This window comes from Rathayibacter sp. AY1B6, from assembly GCF_002932755.1.
In the GTDB taxonomy this organism is placed as follows: Bacteria; Actinomycetota; Actinomycetes; order Actinomycetales; family Microbacteriaceae; genus Rathayibacter.
Genome location: NZ_PSWL01000007.1, coordinates 132,294 through 148,030, shown reverse-complemented (window position 1 = coordinate 148,030; position 15,737 = coordinate 132,294). Strand labels below are relative to the sequence as shown.

Genomic DNA, 15,737 nt, shown 5'->3' with positions numbered 1-15,737 from the left:
GGACGACAAGCACCCGAAGCCCTGACCTCGGCCTCGGCCCCCTCCTCGCTCTGTCCCCCGCCGCGAGATGCCACTTCGGTACACGCCCGTCGGCGTGTCGCGTACCGAAGTGGCATCTCGCGGAGGCTGAGGCGGGGCGGAGGGTGAGGCGGGGGCCGAGGCCGAGGTCAGGGCTTCGGGTGCTTGTCGTCCAGGGTGTCGGCGTCGAGCACGTAGGCGGCCGACTCGGTCGAGTCGGTCTCGGGGTCCGCGGCGAGCTTCGCCTTGCGCTGCTGCTGGAAGAAGTGGAAGAGCGTCGGCACCAGCGCGAGCACGACCGCGCCGATCAGGATCACGTCGATGTAGTGCGAGACGAAGTCGGCGACCGGCGGGATGAAGGCGAGCAGCCACCCGATCAGGGTGACCCCGCTGCCCCAGATCAGGGCGCCGATGAGGTTGTAGAGGCTGTACTTGCGGTAGTTCATGTGGGCCACGCCGGCCGCGATCGGCGCGAAGGTGCGGACGATCGGCACGAAGCGCGCGAGGATCACAGCGAGGCCGCCGAAGCGCTCGAAGAACGCGTTGGTCCGCTTCACGTTCTCGATGCTGAAGAAGCCGGACTCCTTGCGCTCGAAGACGCGCGGGCCGGCCTTGTGCCCGATCAGGTAGCCGACCTCGCCGCCGAGGAAGGCCGAGAACCCGACGGCCAGGCAGATGAGCCAGATGGGGACGCCGAGGCCGCCGTTCGACGCGTTCTCGTGCGCCAGCAGGCCCGTGATGATCAGCAGCGTGTCGCCGGGGAAGAGGAAGCCGATCAGCAGCCCGGTCTCGGCGAACACGATGAGGCAGACCACCAGCACGCCCCAGGGGCCGAACGAGGTCAGGATCGTCTCCGGATCGAGCCAGGGGACGAGGGCGGCGTGGTTCAACGGATCTCCAGTCGATCAGTGCCATTCGGCCTGGTCGAAGCGGCAGCCAGCGGCTCGACCGCGCTCACTGTACCGATGATCCGTGGGGAACGGATGTGTGACGCAACATCCGGCGACAGCGGGACCCCGGCCGCCAGTAAACATGGTGGCACCTCAAAGCACAGCCTCGATTTCTTCTACAATTTGACCCCAGTAGCCCCACTCTTGATTAATCGTACGCTGGCCGGGAACCTTCTTGCCACTGAATCGATGCAAGTCCGCCGCGCTAGTGATGAAGATCATATCTCCGTCCGTCTGTATCGCCCCCTGGTGTTCCAGGATTGCAAGAACCGCTCGCAATCGATCAGACTTGATCTGCTGTCTTCCCTGAAGTTTCATATAATACGTGGCGCGGTTGCCTGAGTGCCCGTGGGTCCGGGCTAGGCTCTGGAGTTTGTGCAGGAAGCGGATTGCGCGCGAGTTGGGATCGACACGATCCTCGTCGTCTTCTAGCAAAACTCGGAAAGGAGTCCAGGGGTAACGGACCACCGTTGACTCGATCACGCCGAGCTCGAACGTATTCTCTGCCGGCAAAGTGCCGATGGTCGAAGGTAGCGCCAAGCTACTCCCATGTACCTCAAACCTGATCCCAGCGGATTCATCTCCCGCACCGCTGACGGTCTTTGCAAAAGAAATTTCTTCGCCGGCGAAGGAAAGATTGCGGCATGCTATAAAAAGATCGGGGCCGAGAAGAGAGCCACTGGCCGCGCCGACAATGTGCACATCCGACTTTGAAAACAGGGTCAAAGCTTCCAATGGGCCGGTAATCGAGATCGTTTCATCGGACGTTGGAATCAGTGCAAGATCTATTGCAAGTGTCCCACTTGCACGATCTGCTCGCATACTTCCTGTATATGTAAAGTCATCTGACTGACTAAGAGTTACCGCAGATGTGTCCTCGCGGGATCCCCCCTCGAGAAGAGAAGAGTGGAGAGCCGCGAACTGTGCTTCACTTATGACGAGACTATCGTTCACGCTCGTGGTGAAATCGAAGAGTAAGCCCGACCGATTCCCTACGTCGATCAGCAGATCTTCGGGAAGCGAAGCCAGCATCTCCGCGGCCGCGAAAGCTTCAAAAACCGCACTTGCCCAAGATTTATCTGACCGGAACGGGTGGTCCTCGATAAATGTTCCAATGCTTCGCTTATACTCGTGTTGCTTTGCTTCGTCGCCGATGTAATCGAGGCTGGGCTCTTGCGAACCTTGAAGCTCGCGCCAAAGCCACTCGAGCTGCTCCCGTGGACTGAAAATCAGAGATTCTGGGAGCTTCAGCTCTCGCGCAACCGGACTCAGCTTGCCCTGTTCTCTAATTAGCAAACCGTTCAGGATTTGCCTCAGCACGTCGATATGGCGAGCACTTCCGGTCGTACTTTCAAACTCCTGCAAGAGCGAGTAGTGATTCTGCTCATCGCGGAGGGTTGTGGCCACCGCATCTAGAACTGGAGCGTAACCGACAAAGCTTTCGGCAGTCTCAGGCGTAAGTGAGTCACTGAGAGCGGTCAAAATCGAGTCTCGTGCCGAAACGTAATAAGAACCCTTTGTTGCTGACGATCGTTCCCCGGCGGCCACGCGTCCGTCTATATAAGTGGTCCATGAGTCTGTCTCGAAATGAGAAACCTCCAGCCAAGCGATTCTTGTTCCAGAGTCTGCGAGCTTGACCCATGCTTCTTCTAGGGTGCGCTCGCGTCCAAAAATGACGCAACGTAAGCCCTTCTCTGCGGCCTCGATGATTGAGTCGAGGAACTCGTCCCATGACCGCGCCGACACGCGTGCCCGAGCTTCGTCGAGCGAATCAATGAGAAGAACTGGCTTCGCCGCGAGGGTCGGTACCTGCGCGAGGTAATTTGCGCTCGAGGTGTACCTATCTAGATTGAAGCCAAGTGCGGCGCGGCTCACGGCAGAGTCTTTCTCGAGCCGCCAGAGCGGAGCGTTGATCTCGGCTGCGAGTTGTGTTGCGGTGCGGCTTTTACCAGCAGCCCCTCGAGCTGAAACAAGAATGACATCTGCACTCAGATCACCAAGATCTTCCTTGATCAGAAGTGTTGGCTCTATAAACATTGAGTCATCGCTCGGAACCGACAGATGTTCGGAGCCGGTGCCGATAACCTCGGGACCATTAAGGGCTGCGCGTAATAGAGCGAAGGAGATCTGCGACATGTGAGGATCTTTGCATGACCTCGAGCGTTAAAGAAGAGCCGCTCACGTGCTTCGCGTGTCGCTGTCAGCCGTGACCGGGAAACATGAATTATTGTCGTGCGGAAGGAGGGACTCGAACCCTCACGCCTCTCGGCACAGGAACCTAAATCCTGCGTGTCTGCCATTCCACCACTCCCGCGTGCGGGCTCCAGTGTAGGAGGAGGGCCCCGCGCCTCAGTCGCGGGAGGCTGACCGGGGGAGGTACCGCGGGATCCAGCGGGCGAGCGCCCCCGCTCCGCCCAGACCGAGCACCCCCATCACGACAGCGGCGAAGGGGAGCGAGACCAGGGCGGTGAGCGCCGACACGACGATCGGGGCGGCGGCGTTGCCCGCGTCCCCGGTGAAGCGGAACGCGCCGAGGAACGGGGCCGGATCGGCGGGCGGCGCGAGATCGGCGCCGATGGTCATCAGGATCCCGGAGCCGATGCCGTTCGCGGCCGCGAGCACGCAGGCCACGGCGACGAACCAGGGCACCGGATCGAGGGCGAGCACCGAGGCGGCGAGTGCGAGGTGCCCGAGCCCGAGGCCGATCATCGAGGGGATCGCGGTGGCGCCCCGGCCGAAGCGGTCCATCAGCTGGCCGCCGGCGTAGAAGAGGGCGAAGTCGAGCGCGCCGGCGATGCCGATGATGATCGCGGTGTCGGTCTCGGCGAGCCCGATGCTCACCGCCCAGAGAGGGAGGATCAGCGTCCTGCTCGCCCGCAGCGCCCCGATCACGGCGGCGCCGGTCCCCATCCGCGCGAGGACCCCGCGGTGCTCGCGCAGCGTCCCGAGCAGCGACTGCGGCGACTCCGGGACGGTCGCCGGCGCCTCCGCGGCGACCACCTCGCCCGGGGCTGCGCGGTCGGCCGCGGCCTGCGCCCGCCGCAGGACCGTCGCGGGATCGGGCACGAGAAGAAGGACCGCGACCGCCGCCACGCAGCAGACGATGTGCACCCAGAAGACGGACTCGACGGAGCCGGTGAGGTGCACCACTCCGGCCGCCAGGAACGGGCCGATCAGCCAGCCGGCGCGGAAGGCCCCGGCGAGGGCGCTGAGCGCGCGGGCGCGGTGGGTGATCGGCACGAACGACGTCATGAACGCGTGCCGCGCCAGCGCGAAGACCGCGGTCGCGAGGCCGATCACGAAGACGCCGATCGTCAGCCCTACCCACGACGTCGAGAGCAGGCACACCACCAGCCCGAGGATCGACGCGGCCGAGGCTCCGAGCATCGCGCCGCGCTCGCCGATCCGCGAGACGATCCAGCCGCTCGGGATGTCGCCCGCCAGCTCGCCGATCATGATCATCCCGGCCACGAGCCCCGCCAGCGCCAGTGTCGCGCCGAGATCGCCCGCCGCGGCCGGCAGGAGGGGGATGATCGCCCCCTCGCCGATGGAGAAGAGGAGCGTGGGGAGGAAGGTCGACAGCAGCAGCGGCCCGACGGGGAAGGGGCGCGGAGCGGTGCTGGTCACCGTCCCCAGGGTACGCCCGGGCCGGAGGGCGGCTCCCGGCCCCCGGTAGTCTGGACCCACCATGCTGGACAACGACTTCACCGAGCAGATCACTGCTCTCCGCTCCACCTTCGCCGACATCCGCGCCGTCATCGACGTGGACGGCCTCCGCTCGAAGATCGCCGAGCTCAGCGAGCAGGCCGGCGCCCCCGACCTGTGGGACGACACGGCCAACGCGCAGAAGGTGACCAGCGCCCTCAGCCACCGCCAGTCCGAGCTCGCGCGGATCACCGCGATCGACCGGCGCCTGGACGACCTCGAGGTGCTCGTCGAGATGGCGAACGAGGCCGAGGACGCCGAGTCCGAGCAGGAGGCGATCGCCGAGCTCTCCTCCCTCCAGAAGGTCATGGGCGAGCTCGAGGTGCAGACCCTGCTCGACGGCGAGTACGACGACCGCCCCGCCGTGGTCACCATCCGCGCGGGAGCGGGCGGCGTCGACGCCTCCGACTTCGCCGAGATGCTCATGCGCATGTACCTCCGCTGGGCCGAGAAGCACAAGTACGCGGCGACCGTCATGGACGCCAGCTACGCGGAGGAGGCGGGCATCAAGTCGGCCACCTTCCAGATCGACGCCCCCTACGCCTTCGGCACGCTCTCGGTCGAGGCGGGCACCCACCGCCTCGTGCGGATGAGCCCCTTCGGCGCCGCGGGCAAGCGCCAGACCTCCTTCGCCGCGGTCGAGGTCATCCCGCTGATGGAGGAGGCCGGGGCCATCGAGATCCCGGACAACGACATCCGCGTGGACGTCTTCCGCTCCTCCGGCCCCGGCGGCCAGTCGGTGAACACCACCGACTCCGCCGTGCGCCTCACGCACCTGCCCACCGGCACCGTCGTGTCGATGCAGAACGAGAAGAGCCAGATCCAGAACCGCGCCGCGGCGATGCGCGTGCTCCAGTCGCGGCTCCTGCTGCTGCAGAAGGAGCAGGAGGCGGCCACCAAGAAGGAGCTCGCCGGCACCATCACCGCGAGCTGGGGCGACCAGATGCGCAGCTACGTCCTCGCTCCGTACCAGATGGTGAAGGACCTGCGCACCGACCACGAGGTCGGCAACCCCTCGCACGTGTTCGACGGCGACCTGGACGGCTTCATCGCCGCCGGGATCCGCTGGCGGAAGTCCTCCTAGCGCGGCGCGGGCGCGTCCTCACCGACGCGCCGCACGCCCCCTCGGCGGACTCTTCGGGATCGTCGCTTACCCTCGTACCGACATGATTCGCTTCGACAACGTCTCCAAGCAGTATCGGGGCGGCACGAGACCCGCCCTCAACGCCATCGATCTCGAGATCCTCCGGGGCGAGTTCGTCTTCCTCGTCGGCGCCTCCGGCTCCGGCAAGTCGAGCTGCCTCCGCCTGATCCTCAAGGAGGAGCGCCCCTCCTCCGGGTCGATCCACGTGCTCGGGCAGAACCTCGGCAAGATCTCGAGCCGCAAGGTCCCGTACTTCCGCCGCAACATGGGCGTGGTGTTCCAGGACTTCCGGCTGCTGCCGAACAAGTCCGTCTTCGACAACGTCGCGTTCAGCCTCCAGGTGATCGGCAAGTCGAAGGGCTACATCCAGGAGGCGGTCCCGGACACGCTCAAGATGGTGGGCCTCGCGGGCAAGGCCTCGCGCCTGCCCCACGAGCTCTCCGGCGGCGAGCAGCAGCGCGTGGCGATCGCCCGCGCCGTCGTCAACAAGCCGGCCGTCCTGCTGGCCGACGAGCCCACGGGAAACCTCGACCCGACCACGAGCGCCGGCATCATGGCGCTGCTCGAGCGGATCAACGCCGGCGGCACGACCGTGATCATGGCGACCCACGAGGCCGGCATCGTCGACCAGATGAAGCGACGCGTCATCGAGCTCTCGGCCGGTAGCATCGTCCGCGACGAGAGCCAGGGCGGCTACGGCCAGACCGAGAGCATCACCGTCGTCCACGACGGCGTCGTGGTCGTGGCGGCCGACGACCACGCGGTCGCCGAGCAGCCCGCGCCCCCGGCCCTCATCGACAGCGAGCTCGCGCCCGCCGAGGTCCCCGAGATCGACCTGCGCCAGGAGGCCCCGGCCCCGCCGCTCGAACCCGCCCGCCTCTCGCAGACAGCCGCCCAGCCCCGCGTGCCCGAGGGCCGCCGCTCCGCCGCGGCCGAGCCGGAGCGCGAGCCGGAGCCGGCCGCCGAGCCCGCTGCCGCCCCGCGCGTCGTCGAGCTGCAGAGCCAGACCGGTCCGATCTTCCTCCCCGCCGACACCGGCGCCCTGCCCGAGGAGTCGCTCGCCGCGCGCCTCGGCCTCCGCGCCCACGCGGGCGAGGGCGACGAGACCGGCGACGACCAGCAGAACGTAGGACCCGTCAAGTGAGATTCGCACTGATCTGGTCGGAGGTCGCCAGCGGCCTCCGGCGCAACGTCTCCATGGTCGTCTCGGTGATCCTGGTGACCTTCATCTCCCTCACCTTCGTCGGCACGGCGATCCTGCTGCAGATGCAGATCGGCCAGATGAAGAACTTCTGGTACGACAAGGCGCAGGTCGCGGTGTACATGTGCACCGCCACCTCCGGCGGCTCGAACTGCAGCGGCTCCGACGCCACCGCCGAGCAGATCGACGCGGTGCAGGGCCAGCTCGAGGGCGCCACGCTCGCGCCGTACATCGACCGCTCCTACTTCGAGGACCACGACCAGGCCTACGCGAACTTCCAGGAGCAGTTCGCGGGCAACCCGGTCGCCGAGTACGTCACTCCCGACCTGCTCAACCAGACCTTCTGGATCAACCTGAAGGACCCGACCCAGTCGGACGTCATCGTGGAGAGCCTGTCGAGCGTCTCGGGGGTCGAGAGCGTCACCGACCAGCGGCAGTACCTCGACCAGATCTTCTCGATCCTCAACGCGGCGAGCTACACGGCGATCGGCATCGCCGTCCTGATGCTCGTCGCGGCCGTGCTGCTCATCGCCACCACCATCCGCCTCTCGGCGTTCTCGCGGAGACGGGAGCTGGGCATCATGCGGCTCGTGGGAGCCTCGAACAGGTTCATCCAGACCCCGTTCATCCTCGAGGGGGTCTTCGCCGCGCTGGTCGGCTCGATCCTCGCGGGAGTCGCGGTGGTCGCCATCGTGCAGTTCTTCGTGCAGGGCTTCCTGGCGTACCGGATCCCGCTGACCTCCTTCGTGGGACTCGACGACGCTCTGATCGTCGTGCCGATCCTGATCGTGGTCGGCATCGTCCTGGCCGCCGTCTCGGCCAACGTCGCGATCGCGCGGTACCTGCGGGTCTGATCCCGGACCGGACGTATACTGGTGGGCTGTCCCGTTCGGGGCGGCCCACCGGTGCATCGCCCCGACGACGCCCGCCCCCTTCATCCGCTCGCGACCCGAGGAGCAGCCGTGCCCAGAGAACAGGGACAGAAGGTCGTCGCGACCAACCGCAAGGCGCGCCACGACTACCTCATCGAGGACACCTACGAGGCGGGCCTCGTGCTCACCGGCACCGAGGTGAAGTCCCTCCGGGCCGGCCGCGCGTCGCTCGTCGACGGCTACGCCTTCGTCGACGGGGGAGAGGCGTGGCTCGACGCCGTCCACATCAACGAGTGGGCCCAGGGCACCTGGACGAACCACCCGCCGCGCCGCAAGCGCAAGCTGCTGCTGCACAAGGCGCAGATCCTCAAGATCCACAACAAGGTGAAGGAGGGCGGGTACACGCTGATCCCGCTCTCGCTGTACTTCAGCGACGGCAAGGCCAAGGTCGAGCTGGCCGTCGCCAAGGGCAAGAAGGACTACGACAAGCGCCAGGTGCTCCGCGAGCGCCAGGACCGCCGCGAGGCGGACCGCGCGATGTCGACCCGCCGCCGCCTCGGCGAGTAGGCCCCGCGGCAAGGAATGCCCGACGGGTGCCGCGCAAGCCTCTTCTTCGCGCCCGGTGCTTTGGGAGACTGGGGCTCGTGACCTCCTCCGAGAACAGCGCCCCCGCCGCCCTGAGCGCCGCCGATGAGAAGACGCGGTGGCGCGCCTTCGCGGTGAGCGTCGGAGTCGCGGCGATCACGATCCTCGACCTCTCGAAGGTCAATGTGGGCCTTCCGTCGATCGAGCGCTCGCTCGGAGCGGACGCGAGCCAGCTGCAGCTGATCGTCGCGGGCTACGCGCTCGCCTTCGGCCTGGCGCTCGTTCCGGCCGGCCGGCTGGGCGACATCCGCTCGCGCCGGCTCCTGTTCCTCATCGGACTGACCGCGTTCACGGTCACGAGCCTGCTCTGCGCCGTCGCCCCGTCGATCGAGCTGCTCGTCGTCGCGCGCTTCCTGCAGGGCGTCGCCGCGGGCATCCAGATGCCCCAGGTCCTCGGCCTGGTGCAGCAGATGTTCACCGGCGCCGAGCGGGCCCGGGCCTTCGGTGTCTTCGGCGCGACCATCGGCCTGTCGACCGCCTTCGGCCCGACCCTCGGCGGTCTCCTGATCGCGATCGGCGGCGAGCAGGACGGCTGGCGCCTGCTGTTCTGGATGAACATCCCGCTGGGCGTGGCCGCGCTCGTCTTCGCCTGGAAGCTCATCCCGAAGAAGCGCTCCCGGCCCGAGGGGGACAGATCCCTCGACCCCGTCGGCCTGCTCCTGCTGGCGGTCGCGATCTTCGCGTTCATGCTGCCGTTCCTGCTGACCACGGGCTCCTCCTCGGACTCGCCCTACCGCTGGTTCTGGCTGGTCCTCGCCGCGGCCGCCGCCGCGGTCTTCGTGCGCTGGGAGGCGCACTACGCCGCGTCGGGGCGGACGCCCGTGATCGACTTCCGCATCTTCCGGACCAGCTCCTACCGCAACGGCATCCTGGTCGCGACCTCCTACTTCGCCGCGATCCCGGCGACTTTCCTCCTCACCACGCTGTTCCTCCAGCAGGGGCTCGGTCTCGAGCCGGTGTTCGCCGGCATGGTGAGCATCCCCTTCGCTCTGACCTCGGCGGTGACCGCCTGGTACGGCGGCAAGCTCGTGCAGCGCTACGGCCGCGCGCTGGTGGTGCTGGGCATCGTGCTCGTGGTCATCGGCTTCACGCTCGTGCTGCTCGCCGCCGAGCTCCTCCCGGCCGAGACCGCGGCCTACGGCATGGGTGCCGCGATGCTGGTCGCCGGGGCCGGCGGCGGCTTCGTCGTGTCGCCGAACCAGACGCTCACCCTCGCCGAGATCCCGCCGGCGCAGGGCGGGGTGGCGGGCTCCGTCGGCCAGCTCGGCCAGCGCGTGGGCACCGCGGTCGGCACGGCCTGCGCCTCCGCCGTCTTCTTCGCGACGCTGGCGAGCGAGCGGGGGATGGCCGAGGGGCTGGACCAGTACCACGACGCCTTCCGCAACGGGTACTTCGTCACCCTCGGGCTGATCGCGCTGGCACTCGTGCTCGGCCTGCTCGATCTTCGCCACCGCCGGGTGAGCGCCCGCGGAGCTGAGGTAGACTAGGGTCCGTAACTCCACAGTGTGCGACGAACGACCCACTCCAGCGGCCTCCGGGCCGTCGAGTGCTCGCGGGGATGATCGGTTTCGACATTGCCTGCGAAACTGCGAGAAGCGGGTCGAGGATCCAGGGTCATCTCGTCAACGATCCCTGGAAAACACAGGTGCCGAACAGAAGCGCACCGACTTCGCTCTCGCTGCCTAAGCCAGAGTAGATAGTCCGTCAGCCCGTGGGTGCGTCCTCGCCCCGGATCCTGGCGTCATCTAGAGGACTTGCTGCGTCGTTACGCCTGAGGGCGACGCGGGACTTGCACTCGGGCTGGGCCCGTCGACCGATGCGCCGATGGTAACGGTCGGGGCCGAGCAGAACGCTCTCATCGGCTACACCCGTAGAAGGCGCAGAATCACAGCGATGGACGGGGGTTCGATTCCCCCCATCTCCACCACCGGTCGTCGTCGCACACTGGGAGTTCTTCTCCGCCGCCCTCACGACGGGCGCACGTCGAGCTGTCTGATCCGCCCGTAGAGGGTGAGCATCGCCAGCCGGTCGTCGTCGTCGTGCGCGGAGCCGGAGAGAGCCTGCGGCGGGGCCCAGTCCCGGTAGAGCACGTCCGGCGCCAGCACGGCCACGGCGGTGCCCGCCGGGTAGTGGGCGCCGCGGTCCACCGGCAGCTCGGCGAACGCGTCGGGCAGGAGCCTGTGCAGGACCTCCAGAAGAGGGCGGAGCCGTGCTGCTCGCGCCTCGTGCACGGAGAGAGTCACGGCGTTCATGGCGGCGAGCGCGGCCACCAGGTGCTCGGCGGCGGCGTCGTCGTCGCAGCGCTCGGTGACCAGCAGCGACACCACGCCGCGCGGCTTCAGCCAGCCGAGCGTCGCGGCCTCGGCGTCTCCGCCCACCGAGACGACGCGGTCGGAGGCGTGGGCGTAGTCGTGCAGGAGCCGCGACCAGACGTCGCCCGGACCGGGCCCGTCGACCTGCGCGACCGCCTCCGCTGCAGCGAGGAGGGAGCTCTGCCGGTGGAGCCTCGGAAACAGGCTGTCGGCCGGTCCCCAGTGCTGCTCGGCCGTGCGCGAGCGCTCGGGGCGTTCCTGGTCGTGCCGGTCCTGCATGTCGACTCCTGAGCCGCCGGTCTCCGCACCCCCTCGCGCCTGCCGGTCGTCCCTTCACCCTGCGCTCCGGCGGGGCGCGTGTCAATGCGCCGAACGGGGGGTCGACTGGAGCCGGAGGTCAGCGAGCGGAGCCGAAGAGGCTGCCGGTGGTGGAGTCGTCGGCCGGATCGAGGACGGCGCAGACGATCGTGCGGTCGCCGTGACGCCAGCCGACCTCGGAGGGGACCAGCGAGCGGTACTCGAGGGCGGAGTCGCCGTAGGCGATCCCCATCACGGCGCCGAACTCCGGCTCGCAGCCCGCCTCAGCCTGAGCGAGCAGCGTGTTGCGACTGGTGTAGCGGTCTCCCGGCTGAGCGAACGTGTGGAAGACCTCCAGCGCGTGCTCCTCGGCGCACGGGACGACGTCCACGTCGGCGATGCGGTCGTCGCCCGGGTCGGCCAGGCAGTCGCCGCGCCGCAGCGAGAACACGTCGGTGACGCCCGCGGTGACCACCGCGCCGCCCTCGTCGCGCACAGCCTCGGGACCGTCCGGGCCGACGACGGAGGAGCAGCCCGAGAGCAGCAGGAGGAGCGCCGCCGAGGCGAGCGCGGCCGTCCTGCTCCTCATCGCGGCGCCACGATCGCGAGCACCTCGTCGTGCAGCAGGCCGTTGGTGGCGACGGCGCTGCCGTGCCAGGGGCCGTCCTCCCCGTCGGCGGAGGTGAAGCGCCCGCCCGCCTCCTGCACGATCGGCACCAGCGCAGCGAGGTCGTAGGGCTTCACGTCGAACTCGCCCGCGCCGTCGAGCAGCCCCTCGGCGACGAGCATGTAGGGCCACGCGTCGCCGTAGGCCCGGTCGCGCCAGACGGCTCCGGCGAGCTCGAGCAGCTGCGGGAGCCGGCCCGCGCCGACCCACTGCTGGATGCTGTTGTAGCTGAAGGTCGCCGAGGCGAGGGTGTCGATCCCCGAGACGCGGAGCGGGCGCGGCTCCGCCCCGCCCTCCAGCTCGACGGCCCAGGCGCCGGAGCCCTCGGCCGCCCACCAGCGCGTGCCGAGAGCGGGAGCGGAGACGACTCCGACGACCGGGACGCCGTCGACCGCGAGCGCGATCAGGGTCGCCCAGATCGGGACGCCGCGGAGGAAGTGGGCGGTGCCGTCGATCGGATCGAGGATCCACTGCCGCGAGGCCTCGCCCGAGGTGCCGAACTCCTCGCCGAGGATCGCGTCGTCCGGCCGCTCGGCGGCGAGCAGCGCGCGGATCGCCTCCTCGACGGCGCGGTCGGCGTCGGTGACCGGGGTGCGGTCGAGCTTCGTGTCCACGACGAGGTCGAGCGCGCCGAACCGCTCCCGCGAGATCGCATCGGCCGCGTCCGCCAGGCGGAGGGCGAGTCGGAGGTCGTCGTCGAGGCTCTGGTCACTGCTCTGCGGGGTCACGCGACCACGATACCGGTGGGCCCCGCGGAGCCTCCGATCGCTGCCGCGGGCGGTCCGCCGCGCTCGATTTGACGAGACGGGGGGAGACGCTGGTAGTGTGATCCCTCGGTTCGGCACGCACGATCAGCCGGCCGGAATGCACCTCTAGCTCAATCGGCAGAGCAACTGACTCTTAATCAGTGGGTTCTCGGTTCAAGTCCGAGGGGGTGCACCAGCAGCCCCGCACCTCCTCGTGAGGTGCGGGGCTTCGTCGTTCCCGGAGCCGACCGTTCCCGGGCCCGTCCGGTCCCGACCGGACTCCTGACGGCGCCTCCGACGGCACGCCGACCAGGGCTGCAGAACGCCGACGGCTCCCGGCCGCCGAGAGGATCCCGAGGTCGAGGGCGGCGGAGGGTCGGGATGGGCAGCGCCTGAGCATCCGCACGGTGTCCGGCGCAGAATGCGGACCGACCCCCGTTCGCGTGGCAGGATCTCCGTTCGCTTCCGTTTCCCCTCCCGAAAGGACCGATGTGCCCGAAGACGTCCTCCCCGTGATCGGCTCGATCGCGCTCGCCGTGGTGATCGCGGTCGTGATCGCCGTGGTCGCGACCGCCGTCGTCGCCCTCGTGCTGCGCTCCGTCGGCAAGCGCAAGACCTGGGCGCGGCTGCTGATCCGGCGTCTGCGCATCCCGTTCCGCGTGCTGCTGATGACCATCGCGGTCTGGGCCGCGCTCGCCGCCACCGTGTCGGGCGACCCCTGGCCGGGACTCGTGCAGCGGGTGTTCCAGATCGCCACGATCGGCGCGGCGGCGTGGGTGATCGGCTCCCTGTTCGTGTTCCTCGAGGACCTGGGCGCCGAGCGCTACCGGACCGACACGGCCGACAACCGCCGCGCCCGCCGCCTCCGCACGCAGATGACGATCATCCGGAGGGTCGCCGTGGCGGCCGTCGTGGTCATCGCGATCGGCGCCTCGCTGCTGACCTTCCCCGAGGCCCGCACGGCCGGTGCGAGCCTCCTGGCCTCGGCCGGCGTGCTCTCGATCGTGGCGGGCCTGGCCGCGCAGTCGAGCCTCACGAACATCTTCGCCGGGATGCAGCTCGCCTTCAGCGACGCCATCCGCCTGGACGACGTGGTGATCGTCGAGACCGAGTGGGGGCGGATCGAGGAGATCACGCTGACCTACGTCGTCGTCCACCTCTGGGACGACCGCCGCCTGGTGCTGCCCACGAACTACTTCACGACCCAGCCGTTCCAGAACTGGACCCGCACTGGATCCGAGCTGCTCGGCGCCGTCGAGCTCGACCTGGACTGGCGGGTGAGCCCCGAGCAGATGCGCGACGAGCTGCACCGCATGCTCGAGGAGACCGACCTCTGGGACCGGCGCACCAGCGTGCTGCAGGTGACCGACGCGACGGGCGGCTTCGTCCGGATCCGGGTGCTGGTCACCGCGAAGGACGCGCCGACGCTCTTCGACCTGCGCTGCTACGTGCGCGAGCGGCTCGTCTCGTGGCTGCACGAGAACGACCCCGTGGCCCTTCCGCGTCAGCGCGTCGAGATGGAGCGGGAGCCCGCTCCCACCGCGACCCCGCGCCGGCACGGGTCCTCCGCCCCGGACAACCTGTTCTCGGGCGACGAGCGCTCGAACGAGCGGGGCGCTCTGTTCACGGGACTCATCGACATGCGCGACACCCCGACCCGCGACACCCGCGGAGTCCCCACCCGCGACCCGCGCGACTGACCCCCTCCGCGAGATGCCACCTGTGACGACGACACGCCGAGAACGGGCGTCACAGGTGGCATCTCGCGGGGGTCGGAGCGGGCGGAGGGGCGCCTAGCGGTTCACGGAGCTCATGTCGGCGTAGCGGTCGCCGACGGGGGCCTCGAGCGAGCCGAGGACGTCGAGCTGCTCCGGAGTCAGCACGAGGGCGTCCGCGGCGGCGTTCTCCTCGATGCGCGAGACGCGCTTGGTGCCCGGGATCGGAGCGATGTCGTCGCCCTGGGCGAGCAGCCAGGCGAGCGCCACCTGAGCGGCGGTCGCGTCCGCCTCGGCCGCCACGCGGTCGACGGCCTCCACGATGCGCAGGTTCGCCTCCAGCGCTCCGTCGGCGAAGCGGGGGTTGTCGCGGCGGAAGTCGTCGCTGCCCAGCTCGGCGACCGAGCGGATGCTGCCCGTGAGGAAGCCGCGGCCCAGCGGCGAGTACGGCACGAAGCCGATGCCGAGCTCGCGGAGGACCGGCAGCACCTCCGCCTCGGGGTCGCGGGTCCAGAGCGAGTACTCGGACTGCACCGCGGTGACCGGGTGCACGGCGTGAGCGCGGCGGATCGTCGCGGGCGCCGCCTCCGAGAGGCCGTAGCCGCGGAGCTTGCCCTCCTGGATCAGCTCCGCGAAGGCCCCGGCGGTCTCCTCGACGGGGACGCCCGGGTCCATGCGGTGCTGGTAGTAGAGGTCGATGCGGTCGGTGCCGAGGCGCGCGAGCGAGCCCTCGACGGCGAGACGCAGGTTCTCCGGGGAGCCGTCGAGTCCGCGGCTCCCGTCGCCGCGGTGGCGGATCATGCCGAACTTGCTCGCCAGCACGACCTCGTCGCGGCGACCGGCCAGCGCGCGGCCGAGCAGCTCCTCGTTGGTGTACGGGCCGTAGATCTCGGCGGTGTCGAGGAACGTGACGCCGAGCTCGAGGGCACGGTGCACGGTGCGGATCGACTCCGCGTCGTCGGTGCCGGCGCCGGTGTAGAACGCCGACATGCCCATCGCGCCGAGGCCGAGGCGCGAGACCTCGAGGGCGGCGACGTCGGATCCGAGGGTGATCGTCTTCATCAGTGGGTGGTCCTCTCCTGGTACGCCGCGATCTTGATGTCGATCGCGGCGAGGCTGGCATGTGTCCGGGCGAGCTGCGCCTCGACCTCCTCGCGGTGCGTCCGGAGCAGTGCGAGGCGCTCCGGCTCCGTGGCGGGCCCGGTCCGGAGGAGCCGGGCGTACTCGCGGATCCGCGCGATCGGCATCCCGGTCGCGCGGAGCTTGCTGAGGAAGTCGACCCAGCCGACGTCGGCCGGCCGGTAGCGGCGGTGCTGCGACGAGGCGCGCTCGACCGGGTCGAGCATGAGCCCGGCGCGTTCGTAGTAGCGCAGGGTGTGCACGGTGAGACCGGTGACGGCGGCGACCTGCGAGATCGACAGCACCTCCGGCTCGGCCGGGGCGGCGGTGGCGGTGGACATGGCGT

At 69.0% G+C, this 15,737-nt stretch carries 14 protein-coding genes, 2 tRNA genes and 1 other RNA gene; 8 read left to right on the top strand and 9 right to left on the bottom strand.

All coding sequences use genetic code 11. The features are described from left to right. Window positions 1–167: 167 nt before the first annotated feature. The 4 genes from C5D08_RS05650 to C5D08_RS05640 all read right to left on the bottom strand — a co-directional run bounded on the left by C5D08_RS05650 (window position 168) and on the right by C5D08_RS05640 (window position 4,595). Window positions 168–908: a DedA family protein gene (locus C5D08_RS05650; RefSeq protein ID WP_104276194.1), complete on the bottom strand. Its 741-nt coding sequence runs from the start codon at window positions 906–908 to the stop codon at window positions 168–170. A 153-nt stretch (window positions 909–1,061) separates the two neighbouring features. Further along, a complete protein-coding gene (locus C5D08_RS16620; RefSeq protein WP_146086065.1) occupies window positions 1,062–3,104 on the bottom strand; it encodes a hypothetical protein in 2,043 nt (680 codons plus the stop codon). Window positions 3,105–3,201: 97 nt separating this feature from the next. Beyond that, window positions 3,202–3,282 (bottom strand) — tRNA-Leu (locus tag C5D08_RS05645). Window positions 3,283–3,317: 35 nt separating this feature from the next. After that, complete coding sequence (locus tag C5D08_RS05640) at window positions 3,318–4,595, bottom strand: MFS transporter (protein WP_258067328.1); 1,278 nt, start codon at window positions 4,593–4,595, stop codon at window positions 3,318–3,320. A 61-nt stretch (window positions 4,596–4,656) separates the two neighbouring features. Between C5D08_RS05640 and prfB the strand changes: the two genes are divergently transcribed. The 6 genes from prfB to ssrA all read left to right on the top strand — a co-directional run bounded on the left by prfB (window position 4,657) and on the right by ssrA (window position 10,462). Beyond that, complete coding sequence (gene prfB, locus C5D08_RS05635; protein ID WP_104226967.1) at window positions 4,657–5,757, top strand: peptide chain release factor 2; 1,101 nt, start codon at window positions 4,657–4,659, stop codon at window positions 5,755–5,757. A gap of 82 nt (window positions 5,758–5,839) precedes the next feature. Continuing rightward, a complete protein-coding gene (ftsE, locus tag C5D08_RS05630) occupies window positions 5,840–6,961 on the top strand; it encodes a cell division ATP-binding protein FtsE (RefSeq protein ID WP_104276192.1) in 1,122 nt (373 codons plus the stop codon). Then, the gene (gene ftsX / locus C5D08_RS05625) at window positions 6,958–7,872 is read left to right on the top strand and encodes a permease-like cell division protein FtsX (protein WP_104276191.1); all 915 of its coding nucleotides are present in this window, start codon (window positions 6,958–6,960) and stop codon (window positions 7,870–7,872) included. Before ftsE ends, ftsX begins: the two co-directional genes overlap by 4 nt. Window positions 7,873–7,980: 108 nt before the next feature. Continuing rightward, window positions 7,981–8,457, top strand: a complete 477-nt coding sequence (gene smpB, locus C5D08_RS05620) for an SsrA-binding protein SmpB (protein ID WP_104223558.1) — start codon at window positions 7,981–7,983, stop codon at window positions 8,455–8,457. A 77-nt stretch (window positions 8,458–8,534) separates the two neighbouring features. Further along, window positions 8,535–10,022: an MFS transporter gene (locus C5D08_RS05615; RefSeq protein ID WP_104276190.1), complete on the top strand. Its 1,488-nt coding sequence runs from the start codon at window positions 8,535–8,537 to the stop codon at window positions 10,020–10,022. A gap of 67 nt (window positions 10,023–10,089) precedes the next feature. Next, window positions 10,090–10,462: a transfer-messenger RNA gene (ssrA, locus tag C5D08_RS05610) on the top strand. Window positions 10,463–10,502: 40 nt separating this feature from the next. On the opposite strand, the gene C5D08_RS05605 is transcribed toward ssrA, so the two are convergent. The 3 genes from C5D08_RS05605 to C5D08_RS05595 all read right to left on the bottom strand — a co-directional run bounded on the left by C5D08_RS05605 (window position 10,503) and on the right by C5D08_RS05595 (window position 12,539). After that, the gene (locus tag C5D08_RS05605; protein ID WP_104276189.1) at window positions 10,503–11,126 is read right to left on the bottom strand and encodes a hypothetical protein; all 624 of its coding nucleotides are present in this window, start codon (window positions 11,124–11,126) and stop codon (window positions 10,503–10,505) included. A gap of 118 nt (window positions 11,127–11,244) precedes the next feature. After that, window positions 11,245–11,733, bottom strand: a complete 489-nt coding sequence (locus C5D08_RS05600) for a septum formation family protein (protein WP_104276188.1) — start codon at window positions 11,731–11,733, stop codon at window positions 11,245–11,247. Beyond that, a complete protein-coding gene (locus C5D08_RS05595; RefSeq protein ID WP_104276187.1) occupies window positions 11,730–12,539 on the bottom strand; it encodes an inositol monophosphatase family protein in 810 nt (269 codons plus the stop codon). The genes C5D08_RS05600 and C5D08_RS05595 overlap by 4 nt, the downstream gene beginning before the upstream one ends. A gap of 138 nt (window positions 12,540–12,677) precedes the next feature. Here C5D08_RS05595 and C5D08_RS05590 point away from each other — a divergent pair. Then, a tRNA-Lys gene (locus tag C5D08_RS05590) sits at window positions 12,678–12,753 on the top strand. A 295-nt stretch (window positions 12,754–13,048) separates the two neighbouring features. Continuing rightward, entirely contained in the window at window positions 13,049–14,257 is a 1,209-nt protein-coding gene (locus C5D08_RS05585) for a mechanosensitive ion channel family protein (protein ID WP_181110047.1), read from the top strand. 93 nt (window positions 14,258–14,350) lie between these two features. On the opposite strand, the gene C5D08_RS05580 is transcribed toward C5D08_RS05585, so the two are convergent. Both C5D08_RS05580 and C5D08_RS05575 read right to left on the bottom strand, forming a co-directional pair. Further along, a complete protein-coding gene (locus tag C5D08_RS05580; RefSeq protein ID WP_104276186.1) occupies window positions 14,351–15,334 on the bottom strand; it encodes an aldo/keto reductase in 984 nt (327 codons plus the stop codon). Then, window positions 15,334–15,732 carry a MerR family transcriptional regulator gene (locus tag C5D08_RS05575; protein ID WP_104276185.1) on the bottom strand — a complete coding sequence of 133 codons (399 nt, stop codon included), beginning with the start codon at window positions 15,730–15,732 and terminating at the stop codon, window positions 15,334–15,336. The genes C5D08_RS05580 and C5D08_RS05575 overlap by 1 nt, the downstream gene beginning before the upstream one ends. Window positions 15,733–15,737 lie beyond the last annotated feature (5 nt).

Bases quoted from the DNA above. Each gene is read 5' to 3' on its own strand.
- C5D08_RS05580 (WP_104276186.1), bottom strand. From the start codon at position 15,334: ATGAAGACGATCACCCTCGGATCCGACGTCGCCGCCCTCGAGGTCTCG.
- C5D08_RS05605 (WP_104276189.1), bottom strand. From the start codon at position 11,126: ATGCAGGACCGGCACGACCAGGAACGCCCCGAGCGCTCGCGCACGGCC.
- ftsE (WP_104276192.1), top strand. From the start codon at position 5,840: ATGATTCGCTTCGACAACGTCTCCAAGCAGTATCGGGGCGGCACGAGA.
- C5D08_RS16620 (WP_146086065.1), bottom strand. From the start codon at position 3,104: ATGTCGCAGATCTCCTTCGCTCTATTACGCGCAGCCCTTAATGGTCCC.
- C5D08_RS05575 (WP_104276185.1), bottom strand. From the start codon at position 15,732: ATGTCCACCGCCACCGCCGCCCCGGCCGAGCCGGAGGTGCTGTCGATC.
- prfB (WP_104226967.1), top strand. From the start codon at position 4,657: ATGCTGGACAACGACTTCACCGAGCAGATCACTGCTCTCCGCTCCACC.
- C5D08_RS05600 (WP_104276188.1), bottom strand. From the start codon at position 11,733: ATGAGGAGCAGGACGGCCGCGCTCGCCTCGGCGGCGCTCCTCCTGCTG.